Annotated in this window: 12 protein-coding genes; 7 read left to right on the top strand and 5 right to left on the bottom strand. The window is 72.3% G+C overall.

Going from position 1 to position 13,842, the window contains the following annotated elements; translation table 11 throughout:
- Positions 1–31: 31 nt before the first annotated feature.
- The 4 genes from ACWC2B_RS35795 to ACWC2B_RS35780 are packed head-to-tail and all read left to right on the top strand — an operon-like array spanning position 32 to position 3,949.
- Complete coding sequence (locus ACWC2B_RS35795) at positions 32–1,042, top strand: FecCD family ABC transporter permease (protein WP_450724157.1); 1,011 nt, start codon at positions 32–34, stop codon at positions 1,040–1,042.
- 37 nt (positions 1,043–1,079) lie between these two features.
- The gene (locus ACWC2B_RS35790) at positions 1,080–2,147 is read left to right on the top strand and encodes a FecCD family ABC transporter permease (protein ID WP_450724155.1); all 1,068 of its coding nucleotides are present in this window, start codon (positions 1,080–1,082) and stop codon (positions 2,145–2,147) included.
- Positions 2,148–2,978 (top strand): ABC transporter ATP-binding protein, encoded by an 831-nt coding sequence (locus ACWC2B_RS35785; protein WP_450724153.1) that lies wholly within the window; start codon positions 2,148–2,150, stop codon positions 2,976–2,978.
- Complete coding sequence (locus ACWC2B_RS35780) at positions 2,975–3,949, top strand: ABC transporter substrate-binding protein (RefSeq protein WP_450724151.1); 975 nt, start codon at positions 2,975–2,977, stop codon at positions 3,947–3,949. Before ACWC2B_RS35785 ends, ACWC2B_RS35780 begins: the two co-directional genes overlap by 4 nt.
- Before the next feature lie 77 nt (positions 3,950–4,026).
- Here ACWC2B_RS35780 and ACWC2B_RS35775 read toward each other — a convergent pair whose 3' ends face one another.
- On the bottom strand, positions 4,027–5,079 hold the full coding sequence (locus ACWC2B_RS35775; protein WP_450724149.1) for a hypothetical protein: 1,053 nt from the start codon (positions 5,077–5,079) through the stop codon (positions 4,027–4,029).
- 203 nt (positions 5,080–5,282) lie between these two features.
- Between ACWC2B_RS35775 and ACWC2B_RS35770 the strand changes: the two genes are divergently transcribed.
- Positions 5,283–7,799 carry a helicase-associated domain-containing protein gene (locus tag ACWC2B_RS35770; RefSeq protein WP_450724147.1) on the top strand — a complete coding sequence of 839 codons (2,517 nt, stop codon included), beginning with the start codon at positions 5,283–5,285 and terminating at the stop codon, positions 7,797–7,799.
- 269 nt (positions 7,800–8,068) lie between these two features.
- Here the strand turns inward: ACWC2B_RS35770 and ACWC2B_RS35765 are convergent, their stop codons facing one another.
- From ACWC2B_RS35765 to ACWC2B_RS35755, 3 genes are all read right to left on the bottom strand, one after another.
- Positions 8,069–9,268, bottom strand: a complete 1,200-nt coding sequence (locus ACWC2B_RS35765) for an SPFH domain-containing protein (protein WP_450724145.1) — start codon at positions 9,266–9,268, stop codon at positions 8,069–8,071.
- A gap of 67 nt (positions 9,269–9,335) precedes the next feature.
- Positions 9,336–9,587, bottom strand: a complete 252-nt coding sequence (locus ACWC2B_RS35760; protein WP_450724143.1) for a hypothetical protein — start codon at positions 9,585–9,587, stop codon at positions 9,336–9,338.
- A 90-nt stretch (positions 9,588–9,677) separates the two neighbouring features.
- Positions 9,678–10,064: a hypothetical protein gene (locus ACWC2B_RS35755; protein ID WP_450724141.1), complete on the bottom strand. Its 387-nt coding sequence runs from the start codon at positions 10,062–10,064 to the stop codon at positions 9,678–9,680.
- Between the two features lie 218 nt (positions 10,065–10,282).
- Between ACWC2B_RS35755 and ACWC2B_RS35750 the strand changes: the two genes are divergently transcribed.
- Positions 10,283–11,926, top strand: a complete 1,644-nt coding sequence (locus tag ACWC2B_RS35750) for a DNA repair helicase XPB (RefSeq protein ID WP_450724139.1) — start codon at positions 10,283–10,285, stop codon at positions 11,924–11,926.
- Between the two features lie 119 nt (positions 11,927–12,045).
- Here the strand turns inward: ACWC2B_RS35750 and ACWC2B_RS35745 are convergent, their stop codons facing one another.
- Positions 12,046–12,249, bottom strand: coding sequence for a hypothetical protein (locus tag ACWC2B_RS35745; RefSeq protein ID WP_450724137.1), 204 nt, complete (start codon positions 12,247–12,249; stop codon positions 12,046–12,048).
- 196 nt (positions 12,250–12,445) lie between these two features.
- On the opposite strand from ACWC2B_RS35745, the gene ACWC2B_RS35740 reads away from it, so the two are divergent.
- Entirely contained in the window at positions 12,446–13,345 is a 900-nt protein-coding gene (locus ACWC2B_RS35740) for a sigma-70 family RNA polymerase sigma factor (protein WP_450724200.1), read from the top strand.
- The last annotated feature ends 497 nt before the right edge of the window (positions 13,346–13,842 follow it).

The raw sequence follows: 13,842 nt of genomic DNA, 5'->3' as shown, positions 1-13,842 counted from the left end.
CCTCGCCGAATACCGATCTGTGATGGGTCCTATGCCAGCCGCCACACCCCGCCGGACCAGACGCGTGCTCGCGACGGCGGCGGCCGTCGTAGCCCTCCTCGTCGCCGTCCTGCTCTCGCTCGCCGTGGGCGCGCGTCAGATCCCGCCGTCGGAGGTCCTGGACGCCCTGTTCGGCGGCGCGCACACCCCCAACGCCGAGGTCGTCCGCGAACTGCGGGTGCCGCGCACCCTGATCGGCCTGATGGTCGGCGCCGCGCTCGCGGTCGCGGGCACGGTCCTCCAGGGCATCACCCGCAACCCCATCGCCGACCCCGGCATCCTCGGCATCAGCCAGGGCGCCTCGGTCGGGGTGGTCCTGGCGATCGCGTTCCTCGGCGTGCACACGCTGACGGGGTATGTGTGGTTCGCGTTCGCGGGCGCGGCCGTCGCCTCCGTCGTCGTGTACGCGATCGCCTCCAGCGGGCGCGGCGGGGCGACGCCGGTGAAGCTCGCGCTGAGCGGCGCCGCGATCAACGCGCTGCTGGTGTCCGTGACGATGGGCGTGCTCACCACGAAGGCCGCCGCGCTCGACGAGTTCCGCTTCTGGCAGGTCGGCTCGCTGGCCGGCCGGGACGCCCAAGTCGCCCACCAGATCTGGCCGTTCCTGCTGGTCGGCGTCGTGCTCGTGGCCTGGGTGGCGCGAGGCCTGGACGCGCTGGCGCTCGGCGAGGACGTGGCGAAGGGCCTCGGCCAGAACGTTGCGACGGTACGCGTCCTGGGCGGCATCGGCGCGACCGTGCTGACCGGCGTCGGAGTGGCGGCGGCCGGGCCGATCGCCTTCATCGGTCTCGCGATCCCGCACATCGCCCGTGCGATCGTGGGCGGCGACCACCGCTGGGTGCTGCCGATGGCGGCGCTCGTGGGCCCGGTGATGCTCCTGGTCGCCGACACGATCGGCCGGATCGTCTTCCCGCCGGGCGAGATCCCGGCGGGCGTGATGACCGCCCTGATCGGCGTGCCGTTCCTGGTGACGCTGGTCCGCAGGAAGGCGGTGCCGGCATGAGCGGCCTGTGGTGGTTCTTCGGGAAGGCGGGCCCGGCATGAGTTCCGTATCCGCGACAGCGGCCCCGGTGCGCCCCGCCGGCTACACCGTCGTACGGGCGGGACGCGCGGCCTTCCTCCTGCACCGCAGGGCGACGGCGGTGGGCGCGTCCCTCCTCCTGCTCCTCGCCGCGCTCTGCGTCGCCTACCTCTGCGTGGGCGAGAGCTTCGTGGCGCCCGGCGACGTACTCAAGGTGCTGACCGGCCAGGACTCGTACGCCGAACTCGTCGTCGGCACGCTGCGGCTGCCGCGCATGGTGGTCGGGCTGATGGTGGGCGCCGCGTTCGGCATCGCGGGCGGGCTCATCCAGACCGTCGCACGCAACCCGCTGGCCAGCCCCGACATCATCGGCATCAGCCAGGGCGCGTCGGCGCTGACGGTCGGCGCGATGACGTTCGGGGTCACCTCGTACACCGTGCTGCCCTACCTGTCCGTCGTCGGCGGCGTCCTGGCGGCGGCCCTCGTGTACGTCTTCGCCTGGCGCGGCGGGCTGCACGCGACGCGCTTCGTGCTGATCGGCATCGGCTTCGCGATCGCCCTTCGCTCGATCACCACGCTGTTCATGACCAAGGGCGACTACCTGGTCGCCCAGCAGGCGCAGATCTGGATGACGGGCTCGCTCAACGGGCGCGGCTGGGAGGAGGCGGCGCCGCTCGGATGGGTGCTGCTCCTGCTCGTGCCCGCCGTGCTGTGGGCGGCCCGCGCGCAGCGCACGGTCTCCCTCGACGACGACACCGCGACCGCGCTCGGCGTACGGCTCGGCCGGGTGCGGCTGGGCCTGGTGGTGACCGGCGTGGTCCTCGCCTCGGTGGCGACGGGGGCTGCGGGACCCGTCGACTTCGTCGCGCTGCTCGCCCCCCAGATCGCCCGCCGGATGACGCGGACGGCCCAAATACCCTTGTTCTGCTCGGCGTTGACGGGTGCGGTCATCGTGGTCCTGGCCGACCTGCTCGCCCGGAAGCTGTTCTCGCCGACCGAGCTTCCGGTGGGCGTGCTCACCGCGGTGATCGGCGCCCCGTACCTGATCTGGCTGATCGTGCGCAGCCGTACGACTGGAGGCAAGTAGATGACCAGCCGGCTGACGGCCCGCGAGCTGACCCTCGCCTACGAGGACCGCACCGTCGTGCACGGGCTCGACCTCGCCGTGCCGGACGGGCGGGTGAGTGTCATCGTCGGCCCCAACGCGTGCGGCAAGTCCACCACGCTGCGGGCGCTCGGACGGCTGCTGAAGCCGCGCGGTGGCGCGGTCCTGCTCGACGGTACGGAGCTGGCGCGCATCCCCACCAAGAAGATCGCCCAGTCGATCGGGCTGCTCCCGCAGTCGCCCGTCGCGCCCGAGGCCATCACCGTGGCCGACCTGGTCTCGCGCGGGCGCCAGCCGCACCAGCACTGGTGGCAGCAATGGTCCGACGCCGACGAGCGGGCGGTCACGGACGCGATGGACCGCACGGATGTGGCGGGGCTTGCCGACCGCCCGGTCGACGAACTCTCCGGCGGCCAGCGCCAGCGCGTGTGGATCGCGATGGCACTCGCGCAGGAGACGGACGTTCTCCTCCTCGACGAGCCGACCACGTATCTCGACATCTCCCACCAGGTCGAAGTCATGGACCTGGTACGGCAGTTGAACCACGAGCGGGGCCGTACGGTGGTGATGGTGCTGCACGATCTCAACCAGGCCGCGCGGTACGCCGACCACCTCGTGGCGATGAAGGCGGGGCGGATCGTCGCCGAGGGCCGCCCCGAGGACGTGGTGACGGCGGATCTCGTACGCGAGGTGTTCGGCCTGGACTCGGTGGTGGTCCCGGACCCGGTGACGGGCTCGCCCCTGGTGGTGCCCGGCGCCCCCTACTCGCCCCCTTCGGACTGCTCACCCCCCTCGGAGAGGATCCCTCGATGACGATCCCCCGCCGCGCCGCACTGGCGGGCGCGCTGGCGTTGACGAGTGCGCTGACAATGGCGCTGACGGTGACCGCATGCTCGTCTTCCGGCAGGTCCAACTCACCTTCCACAGAAGGCAGTTCACACGTCATCAAGACCGCGATGGGGGACGTGCGGGTCAAGGACCACCCCCAGCGGGTCGTCGTCCTGGACACGGCGGAACTCGACTCGGCGATCACGCTGGGCGTGAAGCCGGTGGGCGCGACGCACGCCGACGTGGCCTCCGGGTTCCTCGACTACCTCCCCAAGGACAAGCTGGCCGGGATCAAGGACGTCGGCGCGATGATGAACCCCGGCCTGGAGTCCATCGCGGCGCTCAGGCCCGACCTGATCCTGACCAGCAAGGTGCGGCACGGCGACAAGTACGCCGAGCTGTCGAAGATCGCGCCGACGGTGATGACGGAGTCCACGGGCTACCCCTGGAAGCAGAACTTCCAGCTGCATGCGCAGGCGCTGGGCAAGGTGGCCGAGTCGAAGCGGATCATCGATCAATACGGGGCGCACGTACGGGAGTTGACGGCCCGGCTCGGCGGGCCGGCCAAGGCGGCGGCACTCAAGGTGAACGTCGTCCGCTTCGTCGAGGGCGCGGACATCCGGATCTACGGCCGCAAGAACTACATCGCGACCGTGCTGGCCGACGTCGGCCTCGGGCGCCCTGCCGTCGTCGACCGGGCGAAGGACGGCTTCTCGTACGACGTGAGCCCCGAGCGGATCGACCTCGCGGACGCGGACGTCATCTTCCACGCGACGTACGGCGACCCGGCGAAGTCGAAGGCGACGCGGACGCTGGGCAGCGCGCTGTGGAAGGGCCTGCCCGCTGTCCGCGCGGGCCGGGTCCACGCGGTGGACGACCAGCTGTGGATCCAGGGCATCGGGTACGGGGCGGCGGAGGCGGTCCTGCGGGAGCTGGGCGGGATGCTGCCGAGGTAGGGGGCCGCGCCGGCGCCCCAGGGGGGCCGAGCCGTCCAGCCCCGCCGAACGGGCGGGAGGGTGGGAAAACGCGCCCCCTACCTCCCGCCCCGTTGGGACCGCCACACCAAGAACGCCGCTGACGACACCGCCGCCACCCTGATCAGCCACGGCCACATCCCCGTCAGGGCCGCACCCATCTCGCCCTGGGCGATCGGATCGCCCCAGCGGCCGTCCTGGCGGCCCCAGAGCCAGATCAGGCCGCCGAGCAGGGTCAGGCCCGGCATGCCCAGGACCGCCCACTTCGACTCCGCCCGGCTCAGCCTTCGGGACGCGTACGCGAGGAGCCAGCCCGCCCCCAGTGCCAGCCACAGGCCGAACAGCGCGCCCGCCACCAGCAGCGCCGCCGCGATGAGGAGGAGGGGATTCGTCAGGCCCGAACGTACCTCGGCCGAACGGCGAAGGCGCGGGCGCAGGCGCCGCCGTACGGGCGTCTCCTCGACGACGTCATCGGCTTCGACATCCTCATCCGCATCCGCCCCCGTGACCGACCCGGCCGACCCGACCCGCTCGGCCCGCTCCTCCTCACCCTCCCCCGGCGGCTTCAGCAGGTCCGGGATCTCCACGCCGCCCACGAACCCCGGCACCGCGTCGCCCCCCAGCGGGCCCGGCTCGACCCGCCACCAGTCCGGCTCGACGCCCTGCGTGCCCAGTTCGTCCATGCCCGCCAGATGCGGCGGCGTCGGCAGCGTGGGGGGCGTCTCCTCCACCTCGCGCGGACGCGGGACGCGTTTGCCCCGCCCCGGGAACAGCCGGTCCCGCTGAACCGGCACGGCCACATCCGGCGCGGGTTCCGGAACGTACGACCCCCCGGAACCAGAACGAGAGCCCGAGCCCGAAGCCGCGCCCGGCCCCGCCCCGGACCCGCCCGCAGCCCGCTCCACCACCTCCTCCGGCGTACCGAACCGCCCGAGGACACGCCGTACCGTCGCCGGAGTCTCGCTCCCGTACTTCGCCCGCTGCTTGTCGATCTCGTTGCGCAGCGACGACACCAGGCGCATCCGGTCCCCGGAGGGCAGTTGCCGCTGCTGGGCCAGGTCGCCGACCCGGCTCAGGTAGTCGTAGACCAGCTGGTCGCTCTCGATCCCCACGCGCGTTTCCCCTCCACGGGCCCCGCCCTACCCGAACTCTCGAAGAGCATTCGAAGAGCACTCCACGAGCAGGGACCCCCATCCAAACCCTCAAGGAGCAGGGGGACCCCGGCCGCCCTGAGAGCCGCGTCCGCCGGTCCGGTCGCGTTTCGGACACCGTCTCTGGGTCCTGACGGTAGCGCGCACGGGCTACCGTGGGGCGGATGGGGACCGGCGAGCGCAATCAGGAGGCGCACGTGGCCGAAGGAACGACCGGCGCGACGAACCGGGCTGCCACGGCGCCCCGCACCGCCGCCTCGGCACCCCGCACCCTCGCCGAGGCCCTGCGTGCCCGCCCCGACGAGTCCCTCGCCGCGCTGCTGCGGACCCGCCCCGACCTGCTCAACCCGGTACCGGGCGACCTCACGCAGCTGGCCACCCGCGCCGGCACCCGCGCCTCCGTCGTACGGGCCCTTGAGCGGCTGGACAGGTTCGCCCTGCAGACCGCGCAGGTCCTCGCCGTGGCGCCGGACCCGGCCCCGTACGACGCCGTACGCAGTCTGCTCGCCGGGGACGACGGCGATCCGGCGGTCGAGGACGCGCTGCCCGGCGCCCTCGCCACGCTGCGCGAGCAGGCCCTGGTCTGGGGCGGCGACGACCGGCTGCGCCTGGTGCGCACCGTCCGCGAACTGCTCGCGCCCTCCCCCACGCACCCCTCCCCCACCGGCCTCGGCCCGACCGTCGCCGAGGCCACCGCGGGGATGTCGCCGGGCCGCGTCCAGGAGATCCTCCAGAGCGCCGGGCTCCCGGCCACCCACGACCCGGTGTCCGCGGTCGCGGCGCTGACCTCGCTGTTCACCGACCGGGCGCGGATGGCGGAGCTGCTCGACTCCGCGCCGTCCGACGCGCTCACCGTCCTCGACCGGCTGGTGTGGGGCCCGCCGTACGGCGAGGTCTCCGCCGATCCGCCGCCCCCGGTGCGCTGGCTGCGCGACCACGGCCTGCTGCTCCCGGCGTCCGCGCGCACCCTGGTGCTGCCGCGCGAGGTCGCCCTGCATCTGCGCGCCGGGCGCGCGCACCGCACCACGGAGCCGGTGCCGCCCGCCGTCGCGCCGCTGCGCGAGTACCGTCCACAGGTTGTGGACGCCACCGCCGCGGGCCAGGCGTTCACCGCGCTGACCACCGTGGAGGACCTGCTCGCCGAGTGGAACGAGGGCGGCCCCGCCGTGCTGCGCGCGGGCGGCCTGTCCGTACGCGACCTGAAGCGGGCCGCGATCGCCCTCGACACCACCGAGCCGATCGCCGCGTTCTGGCTCGAACTCGCTTACGCCGCAGGCCTGTTGGCGTCCGACGGCGAGGCGGACGAGCGCTATGCGCCGACCCCCGAGTACGACGACTGGCTGGAGCTGCCGCCCGCCGAGCGGTGGGCCCGGCTCGCGGTGGCCTGGCTGACCGCGACCCGTACCGCCGGGCTCGTCGGCGAGCAGGACGCCAAGGGCCGCACCCTCGCCGCGCTCGGCCCGGACCTCGACCGCTCCCCCGCGCCCGAGGTCCGCCACCGTGTCCTGACCCTGCTCACCACCCTGCCCGACGCCACCTCTCCGGACCCCGAGTCGCTGCTCGCCCGGCTCCGTTGGGAGCGCCCGGCCCGCAGCGGCCCCGACGACCTGCGCTCGCGGCTTGCCCAATGGACGCTGTCCGAGGCCGAGTTGCTGGGTGTGACCGGCCGGGGCGCGCTGACCACCCACGGCCGCGCCCTCCTCGCCCCGGCCTCCGGCGCCGTGGAACGCGAGGCGCTCGGCCTGCTCGCCGCGAAGGCGCTGGCCCCGCACCTGCCCGAGCCCGTCGACCACGTCCTGCTCCAGGCGGACCTGACGGCGGTCGCGCCCGGCCCGCTCAGGCGCCCGCTCGCGGCGATGCTCGGCGTGCTCGCCGACATCGAGTCCAAGGGCGGCGCCACCGTCTACCGCTTCACCGCGGGCTCGGTGCGCCGCGCCCTCGACGCCGGCCAGACCGCCTCCGACCTGCAGGCTTTCCTGACCGAGCACAGCCGTACGCCGGTTCCGCAGCCGCTCAGCTACCTCATCGACGACGTGGCCCGCAGGCACGGCCACCTCAGGGTGGGCGCCGCTTCGGCGTACGTACGCTGCGACGACGAGGCGATGCTGGGCGAGATCCTCGCCGACAAACGCAGCCAGCCGCTGCGCCTGCGCCGGCTCGCCCCCACCGTCCTGGCCACCACGGCCGAGCCGGCCGCGCTGCTCGACGGGCTGCGGTCGATGGGGTACGCGCCGGCCGCCGAGTCCGCCGAGGGCGACGTCCTGATCACCCGCGCCGACTCCCGCCGAACCCCGCGCCGCGCGGCGCCCGTACCGGTCCCGGACGGCCCGCCCCTGCCGGACGAGACGCTGCTCGACGCGGCGGTACGGGCGATCCGGGCGGGCGACACGGCGGCGACGGTCGTACGCAAGTCGCCGGAGGCGGCGGAGCGGACGGACGGCTCCCTGCCGCGCACGTCCCCGGCGGAGACCCTGGCGACGGTGCAGGCGGCAGCCATGACTGGCTCGGCGCTGTGGATCGGGTACGTGAACGCGGAGGGGACGGCGAGCCAGCGCGTCATCGCACCCGTGCGCGTGGAAGGCGGCTTCGTAACCGCATACGACCACACGGCGGACGAGGTCCGCACCTATCCGCTGCACCGCATCACAGGCGTGGCGGAACTGGCCGACGACCCGGCGTAGCCCCCCTGCCCTGGGGCTCCGCCCCAGACCCCCTATCGCGCCTGAAGGGCGCTCGTCCTCAAACGCCGGACAGGCTGAAATGCCTCGGTGCGGACCAGCACCGTACTGCCAGGGGCGCGGGGAACTGCGCGAGCAACCACGCACGGTCCGCAGCCGAATCGTCGTCCCCCGGCGGGTTTCGGGAAGGGGCGGGGTGGGGAAAACCGCGCGCCCAGCGCGAACGCCCCGCACCCGAACCGCAACCGGCGGCAGCCCCCAGGGGCAAGGGCCTAGTCGATGTCGACCGGCCCGTCCCCCTTGCCCTCCGGGCGGGACGGCTCGGCCTTGCCGGACAGCAGGCCCGGCAGGGACAGCTGGGCCCCGGTCTTGGAGTCCGGGCGCGGGTCGCCGGACCCGCTCAGGTTCTGCCGGACCGAGTCCAGGATCGTCAGCCCCTGGCCCACCAGACCCGCCGCGATCTCGCCGAGCCCGTCCGCCCCGTTCAGCACGTTCACATTCGCGCCCGCGAGACCCCCCGCCGCCTCCTTCACGATCTGCGGCAGCTGGTCGATCAGCATCCGGTCGAGCGCGACGCGGTCGTACGACGCCGCGGCCTCCGCCTGGATCTTCATGCGCTCGGCCTCGGCGATCGCGAGCACCTTGATGCGCTCGGCCTCGGCCTGCGCGGGCTTGACGATCTCGGCGACCAGTTGCTGCTGGCGGAGCTCGGCGGCGCGCTGGGCCAGTTCGGTCTGCGCGGCGAGGACCTCCTGCTGGGCGTGGGCCTGGGCGAGCGGGCCGGCCTGGGCGGCCTGCGCCTGCGCGCGGTCGATCTCCGCCGAGTACTCGGCCTTCACGACCGCGGTCTGCCGCGCGTACTCCGCCTGGTTGCGCGCCGCGACCTGCTCGGCCTCGACGGAGGCCTGGGTTGCCTGCGCCTGGGCGACCTGGGCGGCCCGCTGGATGGCGGCCTTGTGCGGCGCGGACATCGCGTCGATGTAGCCGACGTCGCCGTCGTCGATGGACTGGATCTGCAGCGAGTCCACGATCAGACCGATCTTCGCCATCTCGGTCTTCGAGGTCTCCAGGACCTCCGCGGCGAGCTTCTGCCGCTCGGTGACGATCTCCTCGACGGTCATCGAGCCGATGATGGACCGCAGGTGACCGGCGAAGATCCGGCCGGTCAGGACCGACATCTGGTCCTGGTCGGACAGGAAGCGCTGGCCCGCGTTCACGATCGACTCGGTGTCGTTGCCGACCTTGAACGCGATCACCGCGCGGACGTGCAGCGCGATGCCCTGCTTGGTCACACAGGTCTCGGTGACCTCGGCCTCGCACATCGAAAGCGTGAGGAAGCGGGTCTTGCGGAAAATCGGCAGGACGAACTTGCCGTGGCCGGTCACTACGCGGAACGGGGCGCCCCCGAGGCCGCGCCTGCCACCCGAGATCAGCATCGCCTCGTCGGGGGCGGGCACCCGGTAACCGAACATCCTTTGTCTCCTTAGAAGTGACGTCTTGGCCGGTCAGAAACGACGTCTCAGCCGGCGGAACGACGTCTCAGCCGGCGTCGGCGGAGAAGCCGCCCAACGCATCCAACGGATCGGCCCACTCGATGACGTCCACCTGGCGGGTGCCACGGGATCCGATCACGAGCACGGTCGCCCCCTTCGGCAGGGGTTCCTCCGACCAGGCGAGGAAGGCCTCGGTACCGCCTCGTACGCTCACCACGACCTCGCCGGGTCCGGCGGTTCCACGGGTGGCGACGAGCAGCACTCCGGGGCAGCCGATCACGGCTTCGTCCTGATCCACGGCCTGGCGCCCCCATCGTTCTGGTCCTGGGTTCCAGACCTTAGACCTGCCGGGATCAGCCGCCTATCCTCGGGCCTGCACGTCTTGCGCCTACCCCTCGTAACTCCCGCCGAAGAGCAGGAAGAGGCACATGATCAGGATCATGACGCCCATGGCCAGGACCTTCGAGATCATGAGGGCCATACCCACTCCCGACGCCCCCAGGCCGATCCGCGCTCCCCGCAGGCTCCGCCGGTGCGGCAGCAGCCAGCTCACGGCGACCAGCACGACGGGCAGTGCGTAGCACAGCACGATCATCTCCGAGGGTGATCCGAACCCGGACAGCACCGAGAGGTCGAACCAGGCGGAGAGGACCAGCGCCAGCGTGCACACGGAAGGCGCCACCCACCACCGGGCGTCCGGCCCGTTGAGCGGCAGCCGGCGTCCGGCGGGAGCCGAGGTCTGCTGGTACGCGTAAGGGTTCCACTGCGTCGTCATGCCCCCATCCCACCGGCCGCCCCCGCCCCACGGGCACCGTCCGCATACTCATCCGGTACGCATCCCGTACTCATCCGAGGGCCCCGTACTCACGGCCGACGCCGCGTGCCCCCGCATACGCACAGACCGTGCACGCCCCACCCGGGCCGCCGATACGGCAGACTGGAAGTTTGCCCGCCCTGCCCGGCGGGTCATCCGTCGGAAGGGACATTCCCCAGGTGACCGGACCACTCATCGTCCAGAGCGACAAGACCCTGCTCCTGGAGGTCGACCACGAGCAGGCCGACGCCTGCCGTCGCGCCATCGCGCCCTTCGCGGAGCTGGAGCGGGCCCCCGAGCACATCCACACGTACCGCGTGACGCCGCTGGGCCTGTGGAACGCGCGGGCCGCCGGGCACGACGCGGAGCAGGTCGTGGACGCGCTCGTCGAGTACTCGCGCTACCCCGTCCCGCACGCCCTGCTCGTCGACATCGCCGAGACGATGGCCCGCTACGGCCGCCTCACCCTGAGCAAGCACCCCGTCCACGGTCTCGTCCTCACCTCGACCGACCGGCCGGTCCTCGAAGAGATCCTGCGGTCGAAGAAGGTCACCCCGCTGGTCGGCGCCCGCATCGACGCGGACACGGTCGCCGTGCACCCCTCCGAGCGCGGCCAGATCAAGCAGACCCTGCTGAAGCTGGGCTGGCCGGCCGAGGACCTCGCCGGGTACGTCGACGGCGAGGCCCACCCCATCGAGCTCGCCGAGGACGGCTGGGCTCTGCGCCCGTACCAGAAGCAGGCCGTCGAAGGGTTCTGGCACGGCGGCAGTGGTGTGGTCGTGCTGCCCTGTGGCGCCGGAAAGACGCTGGTCGGGGCCGGTGCGATGGCCGAGGCGAAGGCGACGACGCTGATCCTGGTCACCAACACCGTCTCGGCCCGCCAGTGGAAGCACGAGCTGGTGAAGCGCACCAGCCTGACCGAGGACGAGATCGGCGAGTACAGCGGGACGCGGAAGGAGATCCGCCCGGTCACGATCGCGACGTACCAGGTCCTCACCACCCGCCGTAAGGGCGTCTACCCGCACCTGGAGCTGTTCGACTCGCGGGACTGGGGCCTGATCGTCTACGACGAGGTGCACCTGCTGCCCGCGCCGGTCTTCAAGTTCACCGCCGACCTCCAGGCCCGCCGCCGCCTCGGCCTGACCGCGACGCTGGTCCGCGAGGACGGCCGCGAGTCGGACGTGTTCTCCCTCATCGGGCCGAAGCGGTTCGACGCGCCGTGGAAGGAGATCGAGGCGCAGGGCTACATCGCGCCCGCCGACTGCGTCGAGGTCCGGGTCAATCTCACGGACAGCGAGCGCCTCGCGTACGCGACCGCCGAGACGGAGGAGAAGTACCGCTTCTGCGCGACGACCGCGACGAAGCGGAAGGTCACGGAGGCGCTGGTACGGAGGTTCGCGGGTCAGCAGATCCTCGTCATCGGCCAGTACATCGACCAACTCGACGAGCTGGGCGAGCACTTGAACGCGCCCGTCATCAAGGGCGAGACGACCAACGCCCAGCGCGAGAAGCTGTTCGGCGCGTTCCGTGAGGGCGAGATCAGCGTGCTCGTGGTGTCGAAGGTGGCGAACTTCTCGATCGACCTGCCGGAGGCGACGGTCGCCATCCAGGTGTCGGGCACGTTCGGCTCCCGCCAGGAGGAGGCTCAGCGCCTGGGCCGGGTCCTGCGCCCGAAGGCGGACGGCCATCAGGCCCACTTCTATTCGGTGGTCGCACGCGACACCATCGACCAGGATTTCGCGGCCCACCGCCAGCGCTTCCTGGCCGAACAGGGCTACGCCTACCGGATCATGGACGCGGACGAACTACTGGCGGACAACTGAGAGTTGGCCACACAGCCCCGGCGGATGATCAGCACAATCGGCACGGGGAGGCCATACCTGTCGGGGTTGTCAGTGGTGGCTGCTTGTCAGTGGTGGCTGCTTGTCAGTGGTGGCTGCTTTCAGTGGTGGCGGCGGTGGACGCCCGCCTCTTCCGCGTACTCCCCCATGACGACGACGCTGAACGCGGCGCCGGCAAGGACCTTGGCGGCACGCACGGCGTTGCCGATCATGTGGGTACGGTGAGGGGCGGCGCCCGAGGCGGTGGCGCCCTTGAGGGCGCCGGGGCGGGCGGAGGGGACTGGGGAGAAGGTCGCTGCACTCATGTATCCATGATGGATTCCGGACAACCCAGGCACATCGCTCCCGGGGCTGAGCCTCCTCACCCCCCGCGTAGTCCTCTGGTCCGACCCCGTCCCCTACGGGTATGAGCCATCCTCTCCACCCGATGTCACATCGGCGCCCTTCCCCATGTCAGAGCAGTGCCACCACGCGACGGAGGAATGACGGGACATGCCAGAGATGGGCGACGACGAATACCTCGCGCAGCGCTTCGAGGAGCACCGCGGGCACCTGCGCGCGGTGGCGTACCGGATGCTCGGTTCGCTCAGCGAGGCCGAGGACGCCGTCCAGGAGGGCTGGCTGCGGGCCAGCCGGGCGGACAGCGCCGCGGTCGACAACCTGGGTGGCTGGCTGACCACGATCGTGGGCCGGATCTGCCTCAACATGCTGCGGTCGCGGAGCACGCGGCGGGAGGCGGCGCTGGATGTCGAGGAGTACGAGTACGTCCACGTGCCGGATCCGATCGTCGGCTCGATGGACGTGGTGGACCCGGAGCAGGAGGTGCTGCTCGCGGACTCGGTGGGGCTCGCCCTGATGGTGGTGCTGGAAACCCTGACCCCCGCCGAACGCCTCTCCTTCGTCCTCCACGACATGTTCGCGGTGCCGTTCGAGGACATCGCGCCGATCGTGGACAAGACCCCGGCGGCGACGCGTCAGCTGGCGAGCCGGGCGCGCAGGCGGGTGCAGGGCCAGGCGCCGTCGCCGTCGACGGACCGCGCCCGCCAGCGCGAGGTGGTGGACGCGTTCATCTCGGCGGCCCGAGGAGGAGACTTCGAAGCGCTGCTCGCCCTGCTGGACCCGGACGTGGTGCTGAGGGCGGACGCGGGTTCGCTGCCGGCGACGAAGCTGGTGCGCGGGGCGCGGGTGGTGGCCGAACAGGCCTACACCTTCCGCAAGTTCGCGGCGTTCAACCATGCGGTGCTCATCAACGGGATGCCGGGGATCGTGGCGGCGAAGGACGGCCGGGCGTTCTCGCTCCTGTCCTTCACGCTGGGCGCGGACGGCCGGATCACGGAGCTGAACATTCTGGCGGACCCGAATCGGATGGCGTCCCTGGACGTGTCGTTCTTGGCGGCGTGATCAGCCCCCCCCAAGCCGGGTGCCGGACGCTGCGGCGGAGCGGAGTGCAGGTTCGGCGGAGTGCGCTGGGGCTCCGCCCCAGACCCCGGGAGGCCCCTCCCCGCCCCTCCCCTAAACCCTCCGGGGGTGGGGTGGAATGCGGCTCCGGCCGGTGGTGGATGGCCGTTCGGCCGCGGCCTGTCCGTGGCTGGTCGCGCCCGCGCGGCGGAGCCGCACATGTCACAGCCCCGCGCCCCTGGCAGGGTTGGTGCTGGCCGGCGCCAGCATCTCCAGCCTGTCCGGCGGCCACGGACGCCAGCCCGCCTCCAGCCCGTCATGGGGGTCCCCCTGGCCCTTAAGGCCTCGGGGGAGTTTGAGGACGAGCGCCCTTCAGGCGCGAACGGGGCCCGGGGCGAAGCCCCGAAAGGGGTGCAGGGGACGAAGTCCCCGCAAGGGGGTCTGGGGGCGCAGCCCCCAGGAGCCGGACCATTCCACCCCTTGCACGGGTGGGAGGGCGG

This window comes from Streptomyces sp. NPDC001415, assembly GCF_053597395.1.
The sequence above is the reverse complement of the archived record's forward strand: the minus strand, read 5'-3'. Positions and strand labels throughout refer to the sequence as shown.

Coding starts and splice junctions, on each gene's coding strand:
- ACWC2B_RS35795 (WP_450724157.1), top strand. CDS start 32: ATGCCAGCCGCCACACCCCGCCGGACCAGACGCGTGCTCGCGACGGCG.
- ACWC2B_RS35790 (WP_450724155.1), top strand. CDS start 1,080: ATGAGTTCCGTATCCGCGACAGCGGCCCCGGTGCGCCCCGCCGGCTAC.
- ACWC2B_RS35785 (WP_450724153.1), top strand. CDS start 2,148: ATGACCAGCCGGCTGACGGCCCGCGAGCTGACCCTCGCCTACGAGGAC.
- ACWC2B_RS35780 (WP_450724151.1), top strand. CDS start 2,975: ATGACGATCCCCCGCCGCGCCGCACTGGCGGGCGCGCTGGCGTTGACG.
- ACWC2B_RS35770 (WP_450724147.1), top strand. CDS start 5,283: ATGGGGACCGGCGAGCGCAATCAGGAGGCGCACGTGGCCGAAGGAACG.
- ACWC2B_RS35765 (WP_450724145.1), bottom strand. CDS start 9,268: ATGTTCGGTTACCGGGTGCCCGCCCCCGACGAGGCGATGCTGATCTCG.
- ACWC2B_RS35755 (WP_450724141.1), bottom strand. CDS start 10,064: ATGACGACGCAGTGGAACCCTTACGCGTACCAGCAGACCTCGGCTCCC.
- ACWC2B_RS35745 (WP_450724137.1), bottom strand. CDS start 12,249: ATGAGTGCAGCGACCTTCTCCCCAGTCCCCTCCGCCCGCCCCGGCGCC.
- ACWC2B_RS35740 (WP_450724200.1), top strand. CDS start 12,446: ATGGGCGACGACGAATACCTCGCGCAGCGCTTCGAGGAGCACCGCGGG.